The following is a 26,307-nucleotide window of genomic DNA, read 5'->3' on the forward strand; positions in this document are numbered from 1 at the left end:
ACCATCTTAAATGGTTTCAAACTAAGAACATACCCAAGACAATTTATTAAAAATTAGTTTTTACACAGTCTGGGCACTCAGCCGACAGTCAATATATATGGTTTAACTTACAGTACAAATCAGTTATTTATATCGCTAACGGGTAAATTGGGTTGTTTCTGGTAAATTCATTATTTTTGTCGGATGGCGTGGCTCCGCCACTTGTTTAACCTACGTTAAAAGGTAGGTTGGTTAAGCCAAAGGCGCCACCCAACAGATTTTCAGATACACGCCTTTAAAATCCGCTCATGGCACTCTCTGGCTACTCGACAACATTAAATATTGAGAATTATTGGCAAGGTATTTTACTTTGTCGGATGGCGCTTCGCTTATCAGACCTACGCGAGCACTTATCTGCCGAGAATAGTTATATCACTCCCATCTACACTCGCGCATATTCACTTTATTATTGTCAAAATTAACACCTTCTAATAACAGTTTTTGTCGTTGTTCTTGGTATTTATCACTCCCTTCGGGAAATGATATTTTACCTTGGCTATTAACCACTCGATGCCAAGGGATCACCGAATCTTTTGGCATCTCTTTTAATAAGCGACCTACCAACCTAGCATTATTAGGATAACCCGCAAGTGCTGCTACTTGGCCATAACTGGCAACATTGCCTTTGGGTATACTGGCTATGATAGTGTAAATTACCGTTTCTTTATTAACGTCCATTCTTGCTTAAATACTCCTGACTGAGTAATTTAAATTGCTGCCAAATTTTACGAGCTACAGGCCCATGATGCATAGCATGCTGACGAAAGGCTCTAATTTGCGCACTAAACTGGTGCTCTCTGTCGGTAACTATGATTTGCTGTAATGAGCCCGCGGCAATTTCTTTTTTACAATGCCCTAAACTCATCATTGCCCAACCCGCCCCTGAAAGTAGAAAAGACTTCAAGGTAGATATATCATCAATTTTCATCACCGCAGCCCCTTTTGAATAGGAAAGTCTATCGCTGTCTATGCTCAAGCCACTTTCAAACATAGCCAAACAGGGGTAAAGCTGTAACTCATCGTAGGTAAGCTGCTTAGGTAAAACCCCTTTAGCTCCTACAATGCCAATATCTAGTTTACCAATGGGTAAGCTTTCTAAATCGCCAGTTGCATGAAATAAATCAAACCACGGGCCTATTCCAAGCTCGGCTTGACCGGTATTAACTTGCTCTAAAGATACAAACCGTTTACCACTGGTTAAACGAAATTCTGTACTAGAAAAATGCTTAAAAGTATTACTTATGATCTCGTTATAACTTTGCACATGACAAATTTGCTCGTAGCAAACTCTATATTGCGCTTCATTCCCCAGCGCCAGCTCGGTTGCAAGCTGAGTAAGCTGCTCATTCGCGTTTAAAAGTTGTTTAGCCTCGCGATGAAAAATACGCCCCTTTTCGGTGAGTTGTAATCGGTATTTTGAACGGTCGAGTAGATCAAAACCTAATTTCGCCTCTAAGTTTTTAATCGCCAGTGTCAATGCAGGCTGAGTTTTATGTAGCTTTAATGCAGCGCCACTTAAACTCGCGCTTTGCACAATAGCATCTAATATTTGTAATTGGTTAAGTTTCATCGGCCACTCAGCACATCATAAGTAAAACTTATTGAGTTTCTAAAATTTAATGAATTTTATTTTATATGTTTGCAGCGTATGCTGCACACACTTATTTAGCCTTTTTTTATCATGGAGATATCATGCCACTGTTTCGCTTATGTTTACTATCTGCGACATTACTAAGTTTAATAGGCTGCTCGGAGCCCGAGAAAATAGTTAAAGAAGAGCCGATTCGCCCTGTTAAATTATTTAGTATTGGTCATGATTCGCAAACAAACATACGCAGTTTTCCTGCTGAAGTGGTTGCAAACCAAGGCTCATATCTTGCTTTTAGGGTCAACGGTGAGTTGGTTGAATTTCCTGTATTAGCTGGTGAACAAGTTGAAAAAGGACAACTATTGGCTAAGTTAGATCCTGAGGATTTTCAATTACAATATAACGAACGTAAAGCGCGCTATGAACTGGCAAAATCACAGCTAAAACGCATTAAACAATTATTCGACAAAAACATCACCAGTCAATCAGAGCTTGATCAAGCCGTTGCCAATAAACAAGTCGCTGAGTCAGCCTTTAAAATTGCAGAAACCAATTTAGAATACAGTGAGCTTCGTGCTCCTTTTGCTGGCATAGTAGCTAAAGTGTTTGTAAAAAACTTTGAGAGTATTCAAGCAAAACAAAATGTTCTGCGCCTAGAAACCCGCGATTTTATGGATGTAGAAATACAGGTTCCTGAAAAAATCGTGGCGCGTATTCAAAAAGATACCCAATACCAACCTATGGTTGAATTTGATGGCTATCACGACAAGCAATACAAACTAACGCTTAAAGAATGGGATACCCAAGCCGATCCTGCAACACTCACCTATAAAGTGGTGTTTTCATTACCGGTGCCAAAAGATTTTAACTTACTTGCGGGTATGTCGGGACAAGTGATGATAGATTTGAGTAAAGTTACACGCTCACAAACCCCTTACACTATTTTACCTATTGAGTCGGTATTTTCAGATCCTAATAAAAGCCTAAGCGATAATGCCTATGTGTGGGTTTTTAATCAGCAAACTGGCACTGTGCATAAACAAGCAGTACAAGTGGGCCAATTGCATCACGACACTATCGAAGTGCTTAGCGGCGTAAAAGAAGGCCAACAAATTGTCTCTGCCGGTGTTCACTCTTTACAAGAGGGCATGTCTGTTCGTCCTTGGAATAAAGAGCGAGGCTTATAATTATGGGCTTTGCGCAACTATCTATTGAGAAAAAAGTCATTAGCTGGATGTTTACGCTGTTGCTGTTAATTGGCGGCAGTGTATCTTATTTTGATTTAGGCCAGCTGGAAGATCCTGAATTCACTTTAAAAAAAGCCATGGTGATCACTTTATATCCAGGTGCCTCTCCACAGCAAGTCGAAGAAGAAGTGACATTTCCGATTGAAAATGCCATTCAACAGCTCCCCTATGTTGATTATGTCACCTCTATTTCATCCAATGGTAAATCACAAATTACCGTAGAAATGAAAAGCACCTATCGTAAACAGGAGCTAAGACAAATATGGGATGAAATGCGTCGTAAAATAAACGACCTTAGCCCGTCGCTACCAAGTGGTGTTTACCCCAGTAATGTGATTGATGATTTTGCCGATGTTTACGGCGTTATGTTTGCCGTCACGGGCGATGGCTACTCGTATGATGAATTAAAAGACTATGTTGATTATTTAAAACGTGAACTTGTTTTAGTCAAAGGAGTGAGCAAAGTTACAATTGCGGGCCAACAGCAGCCACAAGTAATGGTTGAGGTATCGACGCAAAAGCTTGCCCAACTCGGTATTGCGCCTAGTCATATTTATGATTTACTGCAATCACAAAACACCGTATCTAACGCTGGACGTATTCGCGTGGGTGATGAGTCTATTCGCTTGCACCCTACTGGTGAATTTAAAGATGTAAAAGAACTTGAAACCTTATTAATTTCAAAGCCTGGTGCCAGCGAACTCATTTATCTAGGCGATGTTGCAAAGGTTTACCGTGAATATGCTGAAGTACCGACTAATGTGATTCATTACAATCAACAACATGCTCTGCTTATTGGTGTGTCGTTTATGTCTGGGGTTAATGTTGTTGATGTGGGTAAACACATAGATGAGCACTTAGCATCTCTTGAGTATCAACGCCCGCATGGTATTGATATTAGCTCAGTGTATAACCAACCTAAAGAAGTAGAGCAGTCGGTAGATGGCTTTATTGTTAGTTTAATAGAGGCCATTGCAATAGTTATTATAGTACTACTTATTTTTATGGGCTTTAAAAGTGGGGTTTTAATCGGCGGTATATTATTACTGACCGTATTAGGCACCTTTATATTTATGAAGCTGTTTGCGATTGACTTACAACGCATATCATTAGGTGCGCTAATTATTGCACTAGGTATGCTGGTCGATAATGCCATTGTTGTGACCGAAGGTATTCTCATCAACCTCAAGCGCGGACAAACAAAGCTTAAAGCGGCAATTAATATTGTCGATCAAACTAAGTGGCCACTACTTGGCGCAACAGTTATTGCCATAACCGCTTTCGCACCGATTGGTTTAAGCTCAGATGCCAGTGGTGAATTTGCTGGTAGCTTATTTTGGGTGCTGTTTATCTCATTGCTATTAAGCTGGATCACCGCAATTACCCTCACCCCGTTTTTTGCCCATTTAATGTTTAAAGAAACCGAATTTAAACACGAACATAATCAAGAGCATGAAGACCCTTATCAAGGCATCATATTCAATGGTTATAAAGCGACATTAAATTTAGCTATGCGCTTTAGAAAAACAACCTTAGTCCTTATGGTTGCCCTTTTATGTAGCGCTGTAGTGGGGTTTGGCTCGGTAAAACAATCATTTTTTCCAGCCTCGAATACCCCGATGTTTTATGTCGATTACTGGCAAGATCAAGGCGCTGATATTCGCGCAACCCTTGAGGGCATTAAGCAGCTAGAAGCTTATTTACAAAAGAATGAACTGGTCACAGAAATCACCAGTACGGTTGGCCAAGGTGCGCCGCGTTTTATGCTGACTTACGCGCCAGAAAAATCTTATCCTGCTTATGGGCAGTTAATTATTCGTGTCACCAATCGTGAAGCCGTCGCAAAAGTCATGCAAAAGGTGCGTGATTACGCACAGCAACATCCGCTGTCAGCAAAGTTAAAAGTAAAACCAATGGAAATTGGTCCGTCAACCGATGCTAAAATAGAGGCGCGGTTCTCAGGCCCCGATCCGGTTGTTTTAAGACAGCTATCATCACAGGCTAAAGAGATTATCGCTAAAGACGACGGTGCCTTTAACATTCGAGATGATTGGCGTGCACGTACTAAAATGATTCGTCCGCAATTTAATGAACAAAAAGCGCGCCGTTTGGGGATCACCAAATTTGATCTTGACCAAGTTCTGTTAACGAGCCTATCGGGTAAGCAAGTGGGTGTATATCGTGATGGTACGCAATTATTGCCTATTATTGCCCGTTCACCGGCAAGCGAGCGCTTAAATGTAGACAGTGTTCACGATTTACAAATTTATAGCCCTGTTTTACGCGTGTTTGTGCCGGTTACCCAAGTGGTTGATGAATTTATTGTTGAGTGGGAAGACAGCTTAATTATGCGTCGCGATCGTAAACGCACCATTACTGTGATGGCAGATCATGATGTTTTGGGTGATGAAACGCCTGCAAAATTATTTGCTCGGGTTCGCGCTGAGGTTGAAGCAATTGATTTACCCCGTGGCTATGAAATGCAATGGGGCGGCGAGTTCGAATCATCAAGCAAAGCGAAAAAGGCTATTTTTGGCTCGTTACCACTGGGCTATTTAGCAATGTTTGCAGTAACAGTATTACTGTTTAACTCAGTGAAAAAACCTTTGGTTATTTGGGCAACTGTACCGCTGGCTATTATTGGTGTTAGTGCAGGCTTATTAGTGATGAATGCGCCGTTTAGCTTTATGGCGCTACTAGGCTTACTAAGCTTAAGCGGCATGCTAATTAAAAACGGCATTGTACTAGTTGATCAAATAAACTTAGAACTGAGTGAAGGTAAATCACCCTATCAAGCAGTGTTTGACTCAGGCGTAAGCCGTGTGCGCCCTGTAGCCATGGCCGCTATCACAACAATACTTGGCATGATCCCGTTATTATTCGACGTATTTTTTCAGTCGATGGCGGTCACCATTATGTTTGGCTTAGGGTTTGCTACCATACTGACGCTAATTGTAGTGCCGGTTTTATACACTGTGGTATTTAGGATTGATTACCCTAAAAAATAGTAGGCTAACAAAAAACGCAGCTAAGGCTGCGTTTTTATTTGCTTTGTTAAACAAGCTTAATTACTTTTTTAAGCTTAACGTGCCACTGCTGCGGGTTTTGTTTCCTGTGGCAGTATTTGCTTTGTGAGTATTTGATTTACCCACATAAGTAGTAGAGCGTTTTTGATAAGGCGTATTTCGGCTACTTTTTTTAGCCTGCTTTTGTTGCTCGTCATTATTTTCACGACGTGGTTTTCCGCCCTGAAAATCACGCTTATGAGCAGGTTTAGCGTGACTATTTTTAGCTTGTTCTGTGTTATTGCGCTGTTCAGCATCATCATAAAGTGAGTGTTCTTGCGTTTTACCTGAATCAGCAATCGAGTCGTTAATGACCGCCATTTCAGCGTCGCTTAAATGTCGCCACTGCCCTACTTTCAATCCTTTGAGGGTTACGTTCATAATACGCACACGTTTTAGTGTAACCACTTCGTAGCCTAAGTATTCACACATACGGCGAATTTGACGGTTTAAACCTTGGGTTAAAATAATGCTAAATTGCTGCGCACCAGTCTGAGTAACTTTACATTTTTTAGTGACAGTATCTAAAATAGGAATACCGTTCGCCATTTTATTTACAAACTGACGATTAAGTGGTTTGTCTACAGTAACCACATATTCTTTTTCGTGGTTATTGCCAGCTCGCAAAATTTTATTAACGATATCGCCTTCATTGGTTAAAAAAATCAGCCCTTCTGAGGGTCTGTCTAAACGACCAATCGGAAATATACGTTCAGGGTAATTAACGGCTTTAACTATATTACTTTGAATTTTACGCTCTGTGGTACAGGTAATGCCCACAGGTTTATTATAAGCAATATACACACGTTTAGGTGGCGCTTTTAATGGCTTACCATCCACTAATACCACATCAGATTGGGCAACTTTAACACCCATTTCTGGTAATTCGCCATTTACGGTAACACGACCTTGCTCAATATATTTATCGGCTTCGCGGCGAGAGCAAAACCCTGTTTCACTAATAAATTTATTTAAACGCTTTAAGTCTGTCATCAGGCAAATCTTCTTAAATATAAAGGCGCATAGTTTAAACTACTCAAGCTATTTTTTCGCGGTTAATTTTTGCTAATTTACGCCATAGGTATTCAAGCGGGCCTTGCTTAAAATAACGGCAATAAATAGCTGTAAATATAAGCTGTACAATCACTAAGCTAATGGCAACAAGCCAATAATCGAGTCGATTAAAACTAAGCGTCCACTGCGGAAAAAACACTTTAAACAATAATAACTGCATAATGGTTTGGCTTATATATAACGTAAACGCTAAACGTCCAACTTGTTGGATAAGCCTCCCTATGTAGGCGCTGTTGTCGCAAAGTTTAACAATTAAATGAATATAAAGCAGTGCAACACATAAGGCAGCAAGTTCATTAACAGGCTCTTGTAACGCATAACCAATACCTTGTTCATATGACTCTAACACTAATCGTAAGCTAGTCAGCAACACACTTAACACAGCAAGTTTAATTAGCCCCGACCTGCTAAATCCATCACTAAACACATTACATTTGTAGGCAACAATACCAATTAGCATAAAGCCAGCACTTGCCCACAGTAATAAAATTGGCACAGCCAGCAACATATAAATGCTCATTGTTATATTTTGGCTAAAATGCGCACCAATACTTTGGTAATAACTATTATATATCTGGTCAAACTCGGGAGAATCCCTATAGAGTGGTTCCTCATTAAGCCCTAACATAAATATGGCAATGGTCATTAAAGAAATAAAAGTAAAAAGCGCCGCTTTGTTTTTAAGCTCTTCATTCGTGTAATCTAAATAGCGTAATATAAATAAACCTGACACCCCATATAAAAACAAAATGTCGCCCGCCCACAATAAAAAACCATGTATTAAGCCAAACACAATCAGCCAATGTAATCGTTTTTTTAGTGGCTCAGTGCATTGGTATCGCTGATACTGAATACAAAGACCCGCACCAAATAATAACGTAAATAATGTGCGAAACCGCCCTTCAACAAATATAAGGCTTAGTATGTTTAGAAACTGATCGCTAGGTGGTGATGTTGTGAGTGGCGTATAATTAAGCTCGAAAATAGCAAAGGAAAAACAGTTAATAAATACCAGACCAAGTACGGCTACGCCCCTTATAAAGTCCATATTATAATTGCGCAAAGCATGAATTCCCTAAATATTATCTTTATAGCTATCGGCCCATTGTACCGCTTGTTTGTATAATTTTGGTAAAAAAGCACTGTCTAAATTAATCAGTAATACCGCTTTCTCAAGCGCCCACCAGCTTCCTGTTTCGTAGGCTTTGACTGTTTCAAGGATATAATATAAGTTATTTTTTTCACCAGTTAACGCTGCTTTTATATCTTCCGGGAATGGAAGTTTATCAACCAGCAAGTCCATTGGCTTGTCTAAAATAGCATCGAGCAGTGAAAAAAGCCCCGTTAAAAATGCTTCACCTTGAACCTGCTTAGCAACTTTTGCGGCTATTAATTCACAAAACCGTGCGCGAATAACGCACATCTGCATGAGCTCTATAGGCTTAGAGCGAGCTGTATGGGCAGTGACAATTAAGTTAACAAACTTTTTTAAACGTGCTTGGCCGAGGTAAACTAACGCTTGTTTTAACGACGAAATTTGGCTTTGTAGCGGAAACACACCGCTATTTAATAAACGCAGTAACTTGTAGGCCAATGCCGCATCAAGCTCAAATAAACCGGTGATCACTTTAACATCAGGATCTGGCTTCATTACTTCTGAGTAAATGGCGATCACTAGGCCGTAATTATAGTGCATATCTTTTTGTTCTATCATCACTGGGCGCGCAAAATAATAACCTTGAAAATAATCAAAGCCCATTTTACGGGCCAATTTATATTCTTCAACGGTTTCTATTTTTTCGGCTAGTAGTTTAATATTTTTGTATTTTTTAAGCTTATTCACCACCAGCGGAATTTCAGCAAGTGGAGTAAGGCGAATATCAAATTTAATTAAGTTGACCAGCTTTAAAAAGCGCTCCCACTGCGGCTTATAAACAAAATCATCAAGGGCTAATTTGTAGTTACTGTGGAATAGTTTACGACATAGCTCGTAGGTATCGTCGGTGGGCTCTATGGTCTCAAGTAATTCAATAACCACATCTTTACAAGGTAAAAAATCACACAAATCAAGTTTTAACGACTCAGGGCCAATATTGATCAATGCTTTTTTACCCGAGGTAATGTGACGAGTACCTAGGTTAAGCTGGTTTTCCATGATAAGCCTCGCCGTTGCTTGGCCATCAGACACACCAGGAAAGCAATTTTCAGGACTATCGCGAAATAGCAGTTCATAAGCAACTACATTTTGATTCCTATTTAGTATTGCTTGCCTTGCCACAAATACAGACACATTACCTACTTTATATTATTTCCACCAGACTAAGTAATTAAAGCGTAAACAAGAAGGGATGTCACTGAACTTTATAAAATTTTTTAATATAAGTATGTTATATAATCAGTTACCACACTATCCCAACTAAATCGTGCATCAGCAGCTCGCCTTTTTATTGCTTGCCATTGCTTAGGGTTTGTTTGATATAGGCTAAGTGCCTCAGTTAAACTCTGCAAGAGTGCATTAGCTTGTGTACTTAGCGTATCGCCGTTAAAACAAAATCCACTGACATTATGCTCTACGGTATCTTTTAAACCTCCGACACTGTGCACTAAGCAAGGTTGGCCGGCTCGCATTGCGAGCATCTGGCTAATTCCACAGGGCTCAAAAGAACTCGGCATTAAAAATAGATCACCTAATTGATACATTAAATCGCCAACACCTTGCCCATAGCCTTTTAAAAACAAAAAGTTGTTATTACGTGCCATGGCGCAGGTAAAAAGGTGTTCAAGTTTACTATCGCCAGAGCCAAGCACAAGTAAACGCCCCTTAAATTGATTAATGATCTGACACACTGAATCAATAGTCAGGTCTTTGCTTTGTTGCTGGCAAAGTAACAATACTTTTTGATCAGTGAGCCGCCCTACACTTGTTACAAGTGGCCCTTGCTTATCACACGCCATAAATTGTAAAACACGCTGATGAGCGATGTAGTGGCTGCTGTGTAATTGCGCGCTTTTTGCCATCCAACTAAACAAAGTCGATTCTATTTGCTCTAATAGCTTACTATAAGTTGCTTCATGTTCGTCTTGAATTGCGTAATCACAGCCGTTGAGTATGCCAATTAATTTGCCTTGCTCAGCCGCTTGCTGTAAATCTCGTTCAAGTCCTTCGCCACCAAAGAATCCGTGGGCGTCATTACTTGCTATTTGCACTTCTTGGCTATAACTCGGTGAAACCACATGTACTTTGTCGGCTAAATTAATGGCACTGCGCATAGGGTTAAAGCAATGCGGATAACGAGGGTCGCATAATCGTTGCCCGTCGTAACTTAACGAGGGAAACCATGCTTCTAAGCTTGAATCATCCCCTTTAAAAGGACGAATTCCCTGCAAAGCTAAATTGTGCACCGTATATACCAAGCGCAGCTTAGCAAGCTTGCCATAACGAGGATTAAATTTAAGTAACACGGCCACACAGGCACTATGCCAATCATGCAAATGTAACGTGTTGGGTTGTGTTAATACCCCTTGTAAAAGCGCTTCACAAATAGCGGCATTAAACAGTGCAAACTTGGTTGCATCGGTAGCAAATGGTCTATTATCGTTGTCGTTACAATACACACTCAATGATTGACTAAAAAGAGGATGACTTATCACTATTTGCCTCACCCCTTTTTGATTCTGTGGAATTTCAAACAAAGATAAAACGTGGGTCTGTGACTTAAATGCCACACTCACTTCACCAATAAAACAGCGCTCACCTAGTTCAAAACCATAATCAGGAATAACCACATCTACCGTCAGCCCCTGCGCCACTAACGCCTTTGGTAAATCACGAATAACATCAGCAACACCACCAACTTTGGCATTAGGTAACGCATCATTCTCTGCAGCAACCATTAATATATGCATTAATTTACTCTTATAGTTTGCTGCAAGGCTTTCGCCTTGCTCTTTTAATTATTGATTTAACTTTGTCAGCATCTCACGGGTTACCAAAACAATTCCCTTTTTAGATACTCTAAAGCCATTGGCTTCGTCAGATTGGCGATCATAACCAATTTCTAGTCCAGGTGGTATCTCACAGCTTCTATCAATAATGGCACGTTTTATTTTACACCCACGGTTAACTATAACACCGGGTAAAACCACCGACTCTTCAATAGTACAATATGAGCGAATATGTACATTCGAAAACAGTAATGACTTTCTTACTAATGAGCCTGAAATAATACAGCCACCGGATACGGTTGAATCAACAGCCATACCCCGACGATCGTCATCATCAAAAATAAACTTAGCTGGAGGAAGCTGCTCTTGGTATGTCCAAATTGGCCAAGTAGGGTCGTACAAATCCAATTGAGGCTCAGGCATAACCAGTTCCATATTAGCTTCCCAAAATGAATCTAAGGTCCCTACATCGCGCCAATAAGGTTGCCCTACTTGTGCGGGATCTCTAAACGGATAAGCAAACACATTATGTTCTTCAATAATGGCTGGAATAATGTCATGACCAAAATCACGCCCTGAGCCTTCTGTTTGTGAATCTTTTTGTAATTGCTCAAATAAAAACTCAGTATTGAAAACGTAATTACCCATTGACGCTAAACACGTACCAGGTTTACCAGGTACAGAGCTTGGTTCAGCTGGTTTTTCATCGAATCGTCGCACTCGGTTTTGTTGATCAACGGTCATAACGCCAAAGGTACCCGCTGCTTCTTCAACCGCGACTTCTAAACAGCATACGGTCATATCAGCACCATTTTCGACATGCTTTGCTAACAAACCGCCGTAATCCATACGATATACATGATCGCCTGACAAAATCATTACATATTTAGGTAATTCATGGCGAATAATATCCATATTTTGAAATACCGCATCGGCAGTACCGCAATACCATTCTTCACCATGGCGCTGTGACGCAGGTAATATTTCAACTGACTCACCTAATTCCTTTTTAAAATGCCCCCATGCACGATTTACATGGCGTATTAGCGAATGAGATTTATACTGCGTTGCAATTCCGACACGTCTTACACCTGAGTTAATGCAATTTGATAGTGGAAAATCAATAATACGATGTTTACCACCAAAATAAACGGCGGGTTTAGCACGCCAGTCGGTTAGCTCATGCAAGCGAGAACCGCGACCTCCAGCAAGAATTAAAGCGTAGGTTTCTCTGGTTAAATTACTTATATAACGATTTGCATAACTGGGCATATTACTCTCTCCGTTTAGTGTCAGCTGTTAGTGTCAGTGTTTGTTTTTACTGTTTGGTGTGTGGTATCAAGTGGAGTTAAATGCCATATATCATCACAATATTGACTAATTGTTCTGTCACTAGAAAATGAGCCACTGGCGGCAGTATTTAAAATACTCATTTGAGTCCAGTATGTTTGATCTGCATAGGCCTTATCAACATCACGTTGCGCAGCTATATAGCTGGCAAAGTCATGGGCGGTTAACCAAGGATCGTTGTTACTTTTAATACCATTAATCACATCGTCAAATAAGCCAGGTTCAAATAGATTGAAATGGCCACTTTCGAGTAAATGCATCACACTATTCAAATCAGGGTTATTCGCAATTATTTCACTAGGGTTATAATGCGCTTTTATGTCGTCAATGTGCTCAGCTTGTGCGCCAAATAAGAAGAAGTTCTCAGCCCCAACAGCGTCACGTATTTCAATATTAGCGCCATCTAGGGTGCCTATTGTTAGCGCGCCATTCATCATAAACTTCATGTTGCCGGTACCTGAGGCCTCTTTGCCCGCGGTTGATACTTGCTCCGATAAGTCCGTTGCAGGGCAAATGGTTTCCATGGCGGTTACATTATAATTAGGTAAAAACGCGACTCTTAGAAAAGCAGATACCTGTGGGTCTTTATTGATCACCTCAGCAACATTATTAATCAGCTTAATGATTTTTTTAGCCATCATGTAACCCGGTGCTGCTTTACCACCTAATAAAACGCAGCGAGGCACCATGCCTTGTGTGTCGCCACGGCGTATGCGGTCATATAAATGAATAACGTGTAAAATGTTAAGTAACTGACGTTTATATTCGTGAATACGTTTTACCTGCACATCAAACAGCATGTTAATATCAAACTCTACGCCACATCTTTGTTTTACTAAATCAACTAAGCGTTGTTTGTTTTGTTGTTTTGCTTGTTGCCAATTTATATGAAACTGGGGGTCATCGTAGTAACGACGTAATTGGCTAATTTGTGCAAAATCACCTATCCAGTCTTTACCTATTTTTTCGCTAATGATCTGGCTTAAACTCGGATTGCAGTATGCAAGCCAGCGCCGTGGAGTAACACCATTGGTTTTGTTGTTAAATTTATCAGGCCATAGCGCATAAAAATCTTTAAACAAACCCGCGGTTAATAACTGCGTGTGTAGTGCTGCCACACCATTAACAGAATAGCTGCCGACAATGGCTAAAAAGGCCATACGTATTTGCGGCTCGCCCCCTTCTTCAATTAATGATAAATCCCGTTGTTTTTGCACATCACCTGGCCAATGCATGGCCACCTCGGCTAAAAAGCGGGCATTAATTTCATAAATAATCTCTAAAATACGCGGTAATAATTTAGCAAATAACGATACCGACCACTTCTCTAAAGCCTCTGGTAGTAAGGTATGATTTGTGTAAGCCATGGTTTTGGTAGTGATATTCCATGCCTGAACCCAATCCAGTTCATGGTCATCAACTAAAATTCGCATCAGCTCGGCAACCGCAATACTTGGGTGGGTATCGTTAAGCTGAAACACATGATGCTGAGCAAATTCAGTAAAATCATTACCGTATTGTTCAATCCATTGTGTAAGTACATCTTGAATACTTGCCGATGATAAAAAGTATTGTTGACGTAATCTCAGCTCTTTACCATTTTCACTGCTGTCGTTAGGGTACAACACCATGGTTATTTGCTCAGCGAGATTTTTTTGTGCTACCGCTTCAGAATAACTTCCGGCATTAAATTCTGTTAAGTTAAATTCGTCCGTTGCTTCAGACTTCCAAAGTCTAAGGGTATTAACAATATTATTTTTATAGCCCGGAATAGGTACATCATAAGGCACTGCTAATACATCTTGAGAACTGATCCATTGGCGATGCTCACGGCCAAATTTATCGGTGTAGCTTTGTACATAACCAGAAAACTTAACCCGTTTAGCTTGCTCCGGTGCGCTTAATTCCCAAGGATGACCTTCTCGTAACCAGTTATCTGGTTGCTCAACCTGATTACCCTCTTTTATTGACTGATTAAACATGCCATATTCATAACGAATACCATAACCGACCACTGGCAGCGCTAAACTGGCACAGCTATCTAAAAAGCAAGCCGCTAGTCGCCCTAAGCCGCCATTGCCTAAACCGGCATCATGCTCAGCTTGTTCCACACTTTCAAGCTCAGTACAGTAAGCTTGCAGTGCCTTTGTAACTTGTGATTCTAAATCTAGATTTAATACCGCATTACCCAGCGCTCTGCCCATTAAAAACTCTAACGATAAATAGGCTGTTTTACGGCGTTTTTGTTGTTTTATTTGTTGATTGGTTTCCCTGCAGCGTGCCACTAATCGGTCTCTGATCGTCAGTGCTAATGCATGATACAAATACAACTGTGACTCGCCCACCACATCACGTCCTAAGGTGTAATAAAAGTGCCGTGTTAAATCATCACTTAAAGTACTTTCGTCTATCACTGGGCCTGCTTGCCAGCCTTTTACTACACACACTTGCTCGTCTTGCTTAGTCATAATCATCGCCTTCTAAATTGGCACTAAAAACCCAACTACTTTGTGCTGAAATATTCACGGTTGCATCTTCTTGAATAACAGATGATGCGTTATTTACACTTGATAACACTAACGTCCATGGCGCGATAATGGGCGATTGTGGTAATTGGCAGACCACAGGCTGTTTACTAGCATTAAGAATAATTAATAACGCATGCTTATTTTGCTTATCAAGTAAGCTATACATTAAAAATTGACGTGTATCTTCATGCCAATGTGTTTCATCCATTTTTTTACCTTGCTCGGTAAACCATTTAACGGTGAAGCGCTCATCAATATCATCCAAAAACACACTGTGTTTAAATGCACTGTGACCACGCCTGATTTTTAGCGCATCATCAATAAACTGAATCAATGAATGATTCAGTTGTGAGTCTTTCCAAGCAAGCCAGCTGGTGCGATTATTTTGACAGTAAGCGTTATTATTACCGCCTTGCGAGTGCGCCATCTCACTGCCAGCGGCTATCATTGGCACGCCTTTGGAGAGTAATAAGGTGAGTAGAAAGTTTTTTTGCTGTTGTAAGCGCAAACTCATTACTTCTGAGTCGCTGGTAAATCCCTCAACCCCGCAGTTAAACGAATAATTAGCGCTATGACCATCTTGGTTGTTTTCACCGTTGGCCTGGTTATGTTTTTGCTCATAACTGACTAAGTCGGCTAACGTAAACCCATCATGGCTGGTAATAAAGTTAATGCTATTTAGCGGGCCTCGGTTACTGTGTTCAAAAATATCAAACGAGCCATGTAAACGCTTTGCCACATCACTAATAATGCCTTTTTCACTTTGCCAAAAGCGTTTAATCACATCACGATATTGATCGTTCCACTCTCGCCAAGGTGAAGGAAATGCACCAAGCTGATAACCACCAGGGCCTATATCCCACGGCTCACTGATCAGTTTAACTTTATTTAACACAGGATCTTGGGCAATTGCTTGTAAAAAGGTGTGAGACGCACTAAAGCCCGTATTTGAACGCGCTAAAATGGTGGCTAAATCAAATCGAAAGCCATCAACGCCCATAACTTCAACCCAGTAACGTAAGCTGTCGAGTACCAATTGTAAGGTTTTAGGGTGATCGATATTTAACGTATTGCCACACCCTGTATCATTAATATAAACATTGGGTTGCCCCTCAATGGTGCGATAATATGTTAGGTTGTCGAGCCCTCGCAGAGATAAAATAGGGCCATCATTTCCTCCCTCTGCGGTGTGGTTGTATACCACATCCAAAATAACTTCAATATTGGCGCGGTGTAACTCGCTCACCATTTGTTTAAATTCGTTTATATCGTCATTAACCAAATAGTCTTTATGAGGAGTGAAAAAGTTAAGACTATTATAGCCCCAGTAATTTTGCAGTCCTTTAGCGGTTAAAAATTGTTCACTTATAAAAGCATGCACAGGCAAAAGTTCAATAGCTGTTACCCCTAAACTTTTTAAATGATCAATAAAACTGGGATGACTCAAACCTAAAAATGTCCCTTGTAGTGCTTTAGGGATATCAGGATGGCGACAGGTGGCACCTTTAACATGGCACTCATAAATAACGGTATTGGCCCAACTATGCTGTGGCTTTGTTTGTGTATAAGCTACCGACGCAGTCACTTTTGATTTAGGCATATCTATCGCATTATTAACCACACTTTTAGTGCCAATGGGCATTTGCCCGTAATGTCGTTCGCTCCAAGTAAATTCGTTAAACAAGTCTTTTGCATACGGATCAATCAGTAATTTATGTTCATTAAACAACATGCCTTTTTCTGGGCTGTATTCGCCATCAACCCTAAAGCCATACAATGCGCCTGTGCTTAATGGGGCTATGTGAATGCTCCATACGCCGCCTTCATTAATATTCATGGCTATTTTTAATATTTCTGTATGGCCGCTTTTATCAAATAAGCACACAAAAGCTTGGCTTGCATTAGGCGCATACAAGGCAAAGTTAACGCCTTGGTTTTGTACACTCGAACCCAGTGGCAAAGGCGCACCCTGAGTAACCTCAAAGCAATTACTCATCATTCACCTTTTCTAAGTAAAGTGTGGTTAAGCCACCAATATTAACTGTAATACTGTGATCAAACCCATGACTTGGCTGAACGACTGAGTGGATAAGCTGGTTTTTATCCTCTGTGACACGATAACCTGAGCCAAAAAAGCAAACCTCATCGGTATTTAATACCACTTTATATATGCCCTTCGCTGGCACACCTAAGGTGTAGTGTTGATAAGCCGTTGGTGTAAAATTAGCGACAATAACCATAAAGTGGTCAGCATTTTTAGCATAACGAATAAAGCTAAACATACTCTGCTGGCTGTTATTATTATCTATCCATGAAAAGCCCGTTGCACAGCTATCAAGCTCATATAAAGATGGATGCGCTTGATACACTTGATTAAGACGTTTAACCGTATGCTGAATACCTTGATGACTTTGATGCTCAAGCAAGTGCCAGTCTAGTGAATGGTCATGATCCCACTCTTTACGCTGTGCTATTTCGGCGCCCATAAACAGTAATTTTTTACCTGGGTGTGCCCACATAAACGCATAATAAGCACGCAAGTTTGCAAACTGCTGCCAATCGTCACCAGGCATTTTGTTTAGTAGTGATCCCTTGCCATGCACCACTTCATCATGACTGAGCGGTAAAATGTAATTTTCACTAAATGCATACACCATAGAAAATGTCATTTTATGATGGTGATATTTTCTAAATAACGGATCTTGCTGCATATAATCTAAGCTGTCATTCATCCAGCCCATATTCCATTTATAACCAAAACCTAAGCCATTGTGTTCAACACTTTGCGTGACCCCAGGCCAAGCCGTTGACTCCTCGGCAACCATCATAATGCCGGGGTTATTTTTATAACTGCGTAAGTTCACTTGTTTTAGGCACTCTATAGCCCCTAAGTTTTCTCGACCGCCATAACAATTAGCTACCCACTGTCCTTCTTTACGACTGTAATCAAGATAAAGCATCGATGCCACCGCATCCACACGTAGTCCGTCTATGCCAAATTGGCTAAGCCAATACATCGCATTAGAAATTAAAAAGCTTTTTACTTCAGGGCGGTCATAATTATAAATATAGGTGTTCCAATCAGGATGAAACCCTTGGCGCATATCAGCGTGTTCGTATAAATGGGTGCCATCAAAGCAATGTAAGCCATGCGGATCGCTTGGAAAGTGCCCAGGGACCCAATCAAGTAATATGCCTATATTAGCTTTATGGCATTGTTCAACTAAGTATTTAAAGCTGTTGTAATCACCAAAGCGGCTCGTAGGTGCAAACAGCCCTACTGGCTGATAACCCCAAGAGCCATCAAACGGGTATTCACTGATCGGCATAAGTTGTAAATGCGTGAACCCCATTTCAATCACGTAGCCTACAAGCTTATCTGCAAGCTCGGTGTAGCTTAAGTAACGGTTATGCTCAGCGCGTTGCCAAGAGCCTAAGTGCACTTCATAAATACTGATAGCCGCATCAATATGATTACGCTTTTGGCGATTTATAATCGCTTGTTCACTTAGCAAAATAGGCGCTGGTTTGTACTGTAATATACTGGCAGTGCCCGGTGCTTGCTGCATTTTAAACGCAAAAGGATCGGCTTTATCTAAGACCTCGCCACTGAGCGTAGTAATAGCAAATTTGTAGCACATGTCTGCACTTAAACCCGGGATAAATAATTCCCATACCCCACTGGCCGGATGAAATCGCATAAAATGGCGATTCGCTTGCCAAAAATTAAACTCACCAATAACCGATACACTGGCGGCATTAGGCGCCCACACACAAAAACGAACACCATCTACCCCTTGTTGTGTAGTAAATTGCGCACCTAGGTGAGTATAAGCATGCTCAAGGCTACCTTCGTTAAACAAGTACATAGCTTGTTCATCCAATGTACTGCTGAAGCTGTATTCATCGTAAAATGTAACATCGCTATTTTCATAACTAACCTGGCATTGGTAAACACTGCTAGGCATGCTTGATAACTCAGCGATAAATAAATCACTGTGTTTATAGCGTAACGCGCTAATAACTTGACCATCAATTAACAGTTCGACGCGTAATGCCGCTGGCAAATACACGCGTATTTCAGTGCCACTTTGGATGTTGTGCGCGCCTAAAAAACTAAACGGGTCTTTAAATCGCCCTGCAGTTAAAGCGTTTACCTGTGCGTCATAATCAACTAATTGCGTTGATACCTTATTTTTAGTACTGCCCATTTACGCATTCCTTATTGAATGTATTGCAGCCAAAAGAGCAGCATTATCTTTAAAAATATCGTCGCACGTATGTGTCAGTACCCGTCGCCAATTAGGATACTCTTTGTCGGTGCCAGGAATATTGACTGGGTAGTGTTGCTTGTCTAAATCATCAAGCTGTAATGCAAGTAAACGAGACGGCGATTTAGCTAAACATACAGCCAAAGCGCTATAAACGTCAAAAGCATCCGTGTTAAGTGACAAGGAAGTGTTTTGCGGATTTAAAAAGCGTAATAGCCGGTGCTGCTCTTGCTCTCGCTGCTGAACTAACTGCTGATACTCATCAGTATCAATCAGCCCATACTGCTGTTTAATTTTTAAATCGCTATGCTGCCACCAGCCCACAAATGGCGGTACATCATGATTGGCTATCATCAGCAGGCATTGCTCGCTAAGGTCATCACTATTTACAAATTCATCATTTTGTTGTTTTTCAAAATAAAATATGCTGTTTGAGAAAATGCCACTATCAACCAGTGCCTCTTTTACCTCCGGTGGAACAACCCCTAAATCTTCGCCTATTACTATGACCTGATTAAGATGAGATTCAATTTTTAAAATTGCTAATAAATGCTCAAATGGGTAGTACACATAACAGCCATCTTGGGTATTATTGTTTATGAAACACCACCACAAACGCCTAATCGCCATTACATGGTCGATTCGTAACCCGCCTGCTGCATCCATATTGGCGCGTATGAGTGAGCGATAAAACTGATAGTTATTGTCAGCAAGGCGCTGCGGGTTTATTGCTGGCAGCCCCCAATTTTGGCCGTTAGGTGCCCAAGGATCTGGTGGTGCGCCAAGGGTTGCATCTTGACTAAATAATCCCTGCTGGTATTTAAATTCAGTGCCCTCATTAGCACAACCCACCGCTAAATCATTAATTAAACCAATCGCCATCCCTTGCTCAATACAATGCTGTTGGCATAGCGCGAGTTGGCTGTGTGCTTGCCATTGGAGGTAATATTCAAATGTGGGCTCTGTGGTTTCTAACATAGCAAGTACATCACTGTACTGTTTACAAAACGCACTAAATTCGTTTTGCCGTGTTTGACTGCCCTGTTGTTGAAAATGCTTAAAAAGCAGCTTAAAAGCAGCATATTTGCTCTCAGTAACCGTTCTATAATCAATAAAGGCTACATTTTGGTCGCTGTATTTGCTTGAGGTATTAGCAGATAACAACTCAGTTAAATCCGGATTGTTAAAGCTGTCTGGCGATAAATTAATTGCGATATATAGCGGATTGAGTAAGGCACGATTGTTTGGGTTGTAGGGGCTGGCGCACTCAGGGTTATCTGCAAACAATAAGTGCAATGGGTTAAGTAAAATATAGTCCATATTTTGCTTTGCACATAAGGTTGCCAACTCAAGTAAATCACTAAAATCGCCAATCCCGAGTCCGGCTTTATTTTTTAATGTATATAACTGAATTGATAAGCCAAAGCGTTTTTTATCCGCTATTTGGTAGGCTTGTTCAGGGGTCGACCAAATTTGTGTTTTAGCAGATTGCTCACCCATCGTTAATAACGCATCATAATAGCCGGTTGGTAAATGCGTCAGTGGTAGCGCTATTTCTATATAACGACACCCATTTACAAAGTACTCACCTAATGCTGCATACTGAGCAATGTGTTCAAATTGCAGCTTTATATTTAATGCTGCCACAGTTAATGTAATTTTATGATGCGTATCAGCTTCATTAACACGCACCTTTAGCACATTACTAGCCTGATCTATTATGCTAACAGCAGGTACGAGTGTTAACCATGTAGCCGCATCCAATTGATAATTTAACTGGGTTATTTGCGCCGTATCACGTGTGTCAACGCCACAGCAGTGCAAAGCAGATTTACGGGTGTCTTCGCTAAATATAACGTGTTCACCCGTATACTTAGTGTATTCGTAACCAATACCATGCAAATAAAACAATTGCGATAGTGCGTCCATTCAGCGACCTTAATTAATGCGTTGTGTATTTACTATACTATTTTCTGTACCAAAATTATTAGCAATATACCCATCAGCCTGATGATCGTTATCCCACTGTTTACCATTTATTAAATAGCGAAAATGAAACTCTTTATCAACGGGAAGACGTTGCTTGCATTTAAATACGCCAAGCTTTTTGTTGTGCTTCATTGGCACCGGCTGCCAATCATTAAATTCTCCAAGTAAACAGACATCATCTGCATCTGGGTGAGAAAATTCAAAGGTTACTTCTGCTTCATTTTTTGTTTTAAAAAAGCGTTTATTCAACATAATAGGCTCCAACTAAACCATAAGGGTTATTCATCTTTGCCACAGGCCAAACAGCTTAAAAAGGCGATGTGGAATCCATTCATTCACATAAAAACAGCTTAAAGTTAATCAAAACTTTATTTACGCATTATTACAGTGCGTTATTTATTTTACCGCACTGATTTGGTGCAATTTTAACCATTGAAACTGATTTTTAAGTAAGCACTGCAACTGAGCAACTTTTAAACCAACTACACCATAACAGCTAATTAATTTGCTTTTGTCTTTATACACAAACTTATTAATTTTTATTACTACATTAAAACTATAAAAACCTTTAGCTTAACAACATCATCAGCGATAATAACTATCTACTAAGCCAACCCGATGAACACTTAAATACAATGTTGAAAAAAAGCATCCTTATTACTTCTGTTATCGTCTTTAGCATCATTACGGCTGTTGTAGGCAGTTCAATTTATACACTATATAGTAAAAAGGTGGTCTCTGTAGACCCAAAACTAAAAGAAATTTCAGGCATAGAGTTTGATAAACATAAACGGCTTTGGGCTATTAACGATAGTGGCGACGAGCCTAAGCTTTATAGGCTCAATGACGATGGTTCAATTGCAAAAGAAGTACTCGTCACGAATGCAAAAAATATAGACTGGGAAGATATGACGCAAAATAAGTTTGGTCATTTCTTTTTAGGCGACTTTGGTAATAATAAAAATGAACGTAAATGGCTAACAATTTATAAAATAGAAAACCCCATAGATATAAAAACCAATACAACAGAAGCTGAAATTATAAAGTTTACCTACCCAGAATTAGATGGCAGCCCAATACAGCCTGATCAACGTAATTATGACTTAGAAGCGTTTGTGGCTTTTGGACGACATTTATACTTGTTTACTAAAAATCGCACAGAGCCATTCGATGGAATTACTAACGTTTACAAAGTAGGCGACCATGCAGCGAATTTTGATGCCCAGCTGATAGATTCATTTAAAACGTGCACCACTATGGAAAAGCTTTGCTGGATCACATCCGCAGCACTTAGCCCAGATAGAAAAAAGCTCGCACTACTAGATTCAACCAGTATTTGGCTGTTTGAAAACTTCAAAGGCGATAAGTTTTTCTCTGGCGATGTATTTAAAATTGACTTAGGTATTGTAACCCAAAAAGAGGCAATCACCTTTTATGATGACAACACCATCGCCTTTACCGATGAAGAATTCAAAGGCATTGGCGGCAATGTTTATTTTATAAAGCTCGACCAAGTAACCAAAGTAAAAGTGCAGCGAAGCCATCCTCAGCCGCAGTAGTTTAAAATAAATCTATTTCTGAGAAATTAACTTGTACACTTATTAAGTTCTCGGCAAGTAAATCTTCATAGATACAAAATTTATCTCGGCCATTATTTTTTGCATAATAAAGCGCTTTATCTGCGCTTTCTAGCACTGCAATTGGAAAATCATAAGGACTAATACGCTCTAAACCAGCACTGATCGTCATATTTTCAACAAAAGGAAACGATGTATTACCTAATGAGCTGTATAAATTCAGCCATTTTATTACTGATTGAGTCAGCATCTGTGGGCTCAAAAACAATCACGAATTCTTCCCCACCAAAACGAAAAATTAAATCTGTTGAGCGAAAAAAGTGACGCATTTTTTGCGCTAATACCAGTAACACTTCATCTTTACAGATATGACCTTATTGATCATTTATATTTTTAAAATGATCAATATCTAAAATAGCCAGCCAAGATGTTGATGCCTACTTTTGTTGCCTTTTATCCTCATCTCGGGATGAGCCGTGCATTTTTAATACTTGTTTTTCAATTAGCTGTTTTATTTTTTTCTCAAAGGTCTATCTATTTAACAGACCCGTTAATTTGTCTCTTTCGTTTTCATGGAGTATCACTAAATAGTTTTCAAATATGCGGCAAAAAGCATATAGCATCACTTGAGCCGAACTATCTAAACTTTTTGAAACCACAGAAATGGCAGCAACTGTTTTTTCTTGGCGGGTAATGGGGAGGCAACGGCGTTCAATTCCATCGGCAGACTGAACAGTAATAATACAGGCAGAGCGTAAACACGATAGAAGTTCATCCTCAGGCTGTGCAACAATTTGTCGTTGTACCCACTCTAATTGCTTTTCACCCGTCACTTTTAAGCAAAGACTTTGCTCAATAGTCAGTTGGCCTTAAAATTCTATATCTTTATAAACTAAGACCTTTTTACAGCCTATAAATTCTTGGATGGTCGATGTCAAACTATATTCAAGAGAATCTACATCTCTATTTTTTGCTATTTTGATGACTGAATTCAGTAAATTTTCTTGCATTGTACTCCCTAAAGCAAACTGGGCGTTTGAGCATTAATAAAATTTAGAATAGACCACGCAGTGGAATATGCTAAATAAAAATTCAAGCATCAATGCTCATTCAGTTTAGGAGCCGCGCTTTTAATATATTAAGAACTGTAAGTGCTATTTTAGCTATTGGTCATGCAATTAATAAACTTCTCAGAGAGCTGTGTTATAGCCACTTTATCAGTGTACATAGGCTCGTTATTTTTTATTATAAACTCAGCACATTGTGCTTGAGATTGTTTGAATTTTTGCTTACATGAGTTTACCGATTCGCCAATTACTTCTTGGTAGATAGTTTCATCACACAAGCTATCGGCAAATTGACTCGCCCCGGTAATAATTTCATTAATGCTGACAGGAGAGGATTCTAATTTGAAGAATATATCGCTGTAAGTTTCAACCGTTATGCTCTGTGCAGGGTCAAATAAAGTCGTTTTTGCACTTAAATATGAGCCACCTATTAATAATGCCACAGCAGCCATTGTTGTGTATTTCATAACATTTCCTTGTAAAGTCTTAGCCCAGTGGTGCTAAAAACGTCCTATTTCACTCACATCTTATTAGCCAATGCTAATAAAATTAGTAACTGTATTGATGAGATTTATTAAGTACCGGAGAATTGCAACAAATGCAGGGCAATAAGCCTATTGATTTGGTTAAAAATATTCCTTGTTCCTAATATCGAGTAGACTACAATCAAGTTAGCTTAAATGCAATAATTAATGCTCACTGAATGTACTAAATAAATCGAATTAACGCTTAAATTTAGTCTCTAAAATAACCGAGGAACGGGTACGCTCTACCCCATCTAAGTTACCAATATCATCAAGTAAGTGGCTTAACTTCTCAAGGTTCTGTGCTTCTACAATGGCAATTAAATCAAACTCTCCACTAATTGCATACAACTGAGAAATCGCATCAATTTGCTTTAATTCAATATTAGTTTTTGTTGTTAGCTTATGTTTTACTTTTATTGAAACATGCGCAGAGACCAAGCTATTTAAAAAGTCATCTCCAAAGTCAACGCTATAACCCTTAATGATCCCACTTTGCTCTAATTTTAGCATTCTGCTTTGCACCGTTGAACGAGATAAACTCAAGTGCCTTGCAAGATCAGAAATGCTAGCGCGGGCGTTCGTTTTTAATACTGAGAGTAGTTTTTCATCTTGGGGAGTTATCATAATGCTAATTAAATTCGTTAATTTGACTATTATTCTAATCATTTTTCACAAAATAGCACTGCAAATTTCATTCATAACCTTTGATAATGACATTTTTAATAAGTAAAACACATTGTATTGCTGAATCATCTTGACCTTATCGTTATTTTTTCAGCAACGTATTTTTTATGTGAATAATTTAGGTGTAAAAATGCAAGTAACCAGAGATTTATTTAACGACGTAATGGTCCCTAATTACAACCCTTCAGCTGTTGTTCCTGTTCGCGGTGAAGGCTCACGTGTGTGGGATCAGAACAATAACGAATTTATCGATTTTGCCGGTGGTATTGCAGTTAATTGTTTAGGGCATTGCCATCCTGCATTAGTCGGTGCACTTAAAGAGCAAGGCGAAAAAATTTGGCACTTATCAAATGTAATGACCAATGAGCCAGCTCTTCGTCTAGCTAAAAAAATGGTTGATGCCACGTTTGCTGAAAAAGTTTACTTTGCAAACTCAGGGGCTGAAGCAAACGAAGCAGCATTAAAATTAGCACGTCGCTTTGCACTGGATAAATTTGGTGCTGAAAAAACTAAAATTATTGCTTTCAATAAAGGTTTTCATGGTCGTACATTTTTCACTGTAACAGTGGGTGGCCAAGCTGCTTATTCTGACGGTTTTGGTCCAAAACCTGCTGATATTGTGCATTGTGACTACAATGATATTGCCGCTTTTGAAGCCTTAATTGGTGATGATACCTGTGCGGTAATGATGGAGCCATTACAAGGTGAAGGCGGCATTGTGCCACCAACTAATGAATTTGCACAAAAAGTACGTGAACTGTGTACTAAACACAACGCACTACTTATTTTTGATGAAGTGCAAACCGGCGTTGGCCGTACAGGTCACTTATACGCATACGAAGGCTTAGATGTTGTTCCTGATATCTTAACGACGGCTAAAGCCTTAGGTGGCGGTTTTCCAATTGGCGCTATGATCACCACCACTGAAATTGCAGCACACCTAAAAGTAGGCACGCATGGGTCTACATATGGTGGTAACCCGTTGGCTTGTGCTGTTGCAGAAGCGGCATTTGATACCGTTAATACGCCTGCTGTATTAGATGGCGTAAAAGAGCGTGAACATATGTTCCGTGATGGTTTAAATGCAATTAATGAAAAATACCATGTATTTAGCGAAATCCGTGGTAAAGGCTTACTAATCGGTGCGGTACTAAATGAGAAATTTGAAGGCCGCGCTCGTGACTTTTTAGTAGCAAGTGCAAATAACGGCTTAATGAACTTAGTAGCCGGTATGAACGTTATTCGTTTTACACCTTCATTAGTGATCCCATTTGAGGACATTAAAGAAGGCTTAGCTCGCTTTGAAAAAGCAGTAAGCGATGTAGTAAACGGTTAATAACTAAGTAAAACATAACT

19 protein-coding genes and 1 pseudogene are annotated in these 26,307 nt (G+C 39.8%); 4 read left to right on the forward strand and 16 right to left on the reverse strand.

Features of this window, described 5'->3' with window-relative positions; translation table 11 throughout:
* Nucleotides 1-411: 411 nt before the first annotated feature.
* Entirely contained in the window at nucleotides 412-717 is a 306-nt protein-coding gene (locus MTN96_RS29530) for an MGMT family protein (protein WP_138627672.1), read from the reverse strand.
* Nucleotides 707-1,609: a LysR family transcriptional regulator gene (locus tag MTN96_RS29535; RefSeq protein ID WP_138627671.1), complete on the reverse strand. Its 903-nt coding sequence runs from the start codon at nucleotides 1,607-1,609 to the stop codon at nucleotides 707-709. The genes MTN96_RS29530 and MTN96_RS29535 overlap by 11 nt, the downstream gene beginning before the upstream one ends.
* A 122-nt stretch (nucleotides 1,610-1,731) precedes the next feature.
* Between MTN96_RS29535 and MTN96_RS29540 the strand changes: the two genes are divergently transcribed.
* A complete protein-coding gene (locus MTN96_RS29540) occupies nucleotides 1,732-2,814 on the forward strand; it encodes an efflux RND transporter periplasmic adaptor subunit (RefSeq protein ID WP_248533744.1) in 1,083 nt (360 codons plus the stop codon).
* A 2-nt stretch (nucleotides 2,815-2,816) separates the two neighbouring features.
* Entirely contained in the window at nucleotides 2,817-5,882 is a 3,066-nt protein-coding gene (locus MTN96_RS29545; protein ID WP_138627669.1) for an efflux RND transporter permease subunit, read from the forward strand.
* 60 nt (nucleotides 5,883-5,942) lie between these two features.
* Here the strand turns inward: MTN96_RS29545 and rluF are convergent, their stop codons facing one another.
* From rluF to MTN96_RS29595, 10 genes are all read right to left on the reverse strand, one after another.
* Nucleotides 5,943-6,932, reverse strand: coding sequence for a 23S rRNA pseudouridine(2604) synthase RluF (gene rluF, locus MTN96_RS29550; protein WP_138627668.1), 990 nt, complete (start codon nucleotides 6,930-6,932; stop codon nucleotides 5,943-5,945).
* Nucleotides 6,933-6,975: 43 nt separating this feature from the next.
* Nucleotides 6,976-8,061, reverse strand: a complete 1,086-nt coding sequence (locus tag MTN96_RS29555) for a DUF418 domain-containing protein (protein ID WP_248533793.1) — start codon at nucleotides 8,059-8,061, stop codon at nucleotides 6,976-6,978.
* A 27-nt stretch (nucleotides 8,062-8,088) separates the two neighbouring features.
* Nucleotides 8,089-9,303, reverse strand: coding sequence for an EAL and HDOD domain-containing protein (locus tag MTN96_RS29560; RefSeq protein WP_036983965.1), 1,215 nt, complete (start codon nucleotides 9,301-9,303; stop codon nucleotides 8,089-8,091).
* 83 nt (nucleotides 9,304-9,386) lie between these two features.
* On the reverse strand, nucleotides 9,387-10,919 hold the full coding sequence (locus MTN96_RS29565; protein ID WP_069438936.1) for a glycogen synthase: 1,533 nt from the start codon (nucleotides 10,917-10,919) through the stop codon (nucleotides 9,387-9,389).
* Nucleotides 10,920-10,967: 48 nt separating this feature from the next.
* Nucleotides 10,968-12,230, reverse strand: a complete 1,263-nt coding sequence (gene glgC / locus MTN96_RS29570) for a glucose-1-phosphate adenylyltransferase (protein ID WP_248533746.1) — start codon at nucleotides 12,228-12,230, stop codon at nucleotides 10,968-10,970.
* A gap of 20 nt (nucleotides 12,231-12,250) precedes the next feature.
* On the reverse strand, nucleotides 12,251-14,776 hold the full coding sequence (locus MTN96_RS29575; RefSeq protein WP_248533748.1) for a glycogen/starch/alpha-glucan phosphorylase: 2,526 nt from the start codon (nucleotides 14,774-14,776) through the stop codon (nucleotides 12,251-12,253).
* Entirely contained in the window at nucleotides 14,769-16,832 is a 2,064-nt protein-coding gene (gene glgX, locus MTN96_RS29580; protein ID WP_138627664.1) for a glycogen debranching protein GlgX, read from the reverse strand. The genes MTN96_RS29575 and glgX overlap by 8 nt, the downstream gene beginning before the upstream one ends.
* Entirely contained in the window at nucleotides 16,825-19,047 is a 2,223-nt protein-coding gene (glgB, locus tag MTN96_RS29585; protein ID WP_248533750.1) for a 1,4-alpha-glucan branching protein GlgB, read from the reverse strand. The genes glgX and glgB overlap by 8 nt, the downstream gene beginning before the upstream one ends.
* Entirely contained in the window at nucleotides 19,048-21,036 is a 1,989-nt protein-coding gene (gene malQ, locus MTN96_RS29590) for a 4-alpha-glucanotransferase (RefSeq protein WP_248533753.1), read from the reverse strand.
* 9 nt (nucleotides 21,037-21,045) lie between these two features.
* Nucleotides 21,046-21,348 carry an isoamylase early set domain-containing protein gene (locus tag MTN96_RS29595; protein ID WP_013463235.1) on the reverse strand — a complete coding sequence of 101 codons (303 nt, stop codon included), beginning with the start codon at nucleotides 21,346-21,348 and terminating at the stop codon, nucleotides 21,046-21,048.
* Nucleotides 21,349-21,731: 383 nt separating this feature from the next.
* Between MTN96_RS29595 and MTN96_RS29600 the strand changes: the two genes are divergently transcribed.
* On the forward strand, nucleotides 21,732-22,655 hold the full coding sequence (locus tag MTN96_RS29600; RefSeq protein ID WP_028834784.1) for a hypothetical protein: 924 nt from the start codon (nucleotides 21,732-21,734) through the stop codon (nucleotides 22,653-22,655).
* Between the two features lies 1 nt (nucleotide 22,656).
* Here MTN96_RS29600 and MTN96_RS37195 read toward each other — a convergent pair.
* From MTN96_RS37195 to MTN96_RS29630, 4 genes and pseudogenes are all read right to left on the reverse strand, one after another.
* Nucleotides 22,657-23,536 (reverse strand): annotated as a pseudogene (locus tag MTN96_RS37195) (GGDEF domain-containing protein).
* Between the two features lie 6 nt (nucleotides 23,537-23,542).
* The gene (locus tag MTN96_RS29620) at nucleotides 23,543-23,683 is read right to left on the reverse strand and encodes a hypothetical protein (RefSeq protein ID WP_248533757.1); all 141 of its coding nucleotides are present in this window, start codon (nucleotides 23,681-23,683) and stop codon (nucleotides 23,543-23,545) included.
* A gap of 149 nt (nucleotides 23,684-23,832) precedes the next feature.
* Nucleotides 23,833-24,207, reverse strand: coding sequence for a hypothetical protein (locus MTN96_RS29625; protein WP_036983956.1), 375 nt, complete (start codon nucleotides 24,205-24,207; stop codon nucleotides 23,833-23,835).
* Nucleotides 24,208-24,462: 255 nt separating this feature from the next.
* Nucleotides 24,463-24,891, reverse strand: coding sequence for an Lrp/AsnC family transcriptional regulator (locus MTN96_RS29630; RefSeq protein ID WP_036983954.1), 429 nt, complete (start codon nucleotides 24,889-24,891; stop codon nucleotides 24,463-24,465).
* Between the two features lie 190 nt (nucleotides 24,892-25,081).
* Here MTN96_RS29630 and MTN96_RS29635 point away from each other — a divergent pair, with 190 nt between their 5' ends.
* Nucleotides 25,082-26,287, forward strand: a complete 1,206-nt coding sequence (locus MTN96_RS29635) for an aspartate aminotransferase family protein (protein WP_138562442.1) — start codon at nucleotides 25,082-25,084, stop codon at nucleotides 26,285-26,287.
* The last annotated feature ends 20 nt before the right edge of the window (nucleotides 26,288-26,307 follow it).

This window comes from Pseudoalteromonas sp. 2CM28B, from assembly GCF_023161935.1.

Excerpts from the sequence above, each read along its gene's own strand:
- MTN96_RS29530 (WP_138627672.1), bottom strand. The coding sequence starts at position 717 with ATGGACGTTAATAAAGAAACGGTAATTTACACTATCATAGCCAGTATA.
- MTN96_RS29535 (WP_138627671.1), bottom strand. The coding sequence starts at position 1,609 with ATGAAACTTAACCAATTACAAATATTAGATGCTATTGTGCAAAGCGCG.
- MTN96_RS29540 (WP_248533744.1), top strand. The coding sequence starts at position 1,732 with ATGCCACTGTTTCGCTTATGTTTACTATCTGCGACATTACTAAGTTTA.
- MTN96_RS29545 (WP_138627669.1), top strand. The coding sequence starts at position 2,817 with ATGGGCTTTGCGCAACTATCTATTGAGAAAAAAGTCATTAGCTGGATG.
- rluF (WP_138627668.1), bottom strand. The coding sequence starts at position 6,932 with ATGACAGACTTAAAGCGTTTAAATAAATTTATTAGTGAAACAGGGTTT.
- MTN96_RS29555 (WP_248533793.1), bottom strand. The coding sequence starts at position 8,061 with ATGGACTTTATAAGGGGCGTAGCCGTACTTGGTCTGGTATTTATTAAC.
- MTN96_RS29565 (WP_069438936.1), bottom strand. The coding sequence starts at position 10,919 with ATGCATATATTAATGGTTGCTGCAGAGAATGATGCGTTACCTAATGCC.
- glgC (WP_248533746.1), bottom strand. The coding sequence starts at position 12,230 with ATGCCCAGTTATGCAAATCGTTATATAAGTAATTTAACCAGAGAAACC.
- MTN96_RS29575 (WP_248533748.1), bottom strand. The coding sequence starts at position 14,776 with ATGACTAAGCAAGACGAGCAAGTGTGTGTAGTAAAAGGCTGGCAAGCA.
- glgX (WP_138627664.1), bottom strand. The coding sequence starts at position 16,832 with ATGAGTAATTGCTTTGAGGTTACTCAGGGTGCGCCTTTGCCACTGGGT.
- glgB (WP_248533750.1), bottom strand. The coding sequence starts at position 19,047 with ATGGGCAGTACTAAAAATAAGGTATCAACGCAATTAGTTGATTATGAC.
- malQ (WP_248533753.1), bottom strand. The coding sequence starts at position 21,036 with ATGGACGCACTATCGCAATTGTTTTATTTGCATGGTATTGGTTACGAA.
- MTN96_RS29595 (WP_013463235.1), bottom strand. The coding sequence starts at position 21,348 with ATGTTGAATAAACGCTTTTTTAAAACAAAAAATGAAGCAGAAGTAACC.
- MTN96_RS29600 (WP_028834784.1), top strand. The coding sequence starts at position 21,732 with ATGTTGAAAAAAAGCATCCTTATTACTTCTGTTATCGTCTTTAGCATC.
- MTN96_RS29620 (WP_248533757.1), bottom strand. The coding sequence starts at position 23,683 with ATGCAAGAAAATTTACTGAATTCAGTCATCAAAATAGCAAAAAATAGA.
- MTN96_RS29625 (WP_036983956.1), bottom strand. The coding sequence starts at position 24,207 with ATGAAATACACAACAATGGCTGCTGTGGCATTATTAATAGGTGGCTCA.
- MTN96_RS29630 (WP_036983954.1), bottom strand. The coding sequence starts at position 24,891 with ATGATAACTCCCCAAGATGAAAAACTACTCTCAGTATTAAAAACGAAC.
- MTN96_RS29635 (WP_138562442.1), top strand. The coding sequence starts at position 25,082 with ATGCAAGTAACCAGAGATTTATTTAACGACGTAATGGTCCCTAATTAC.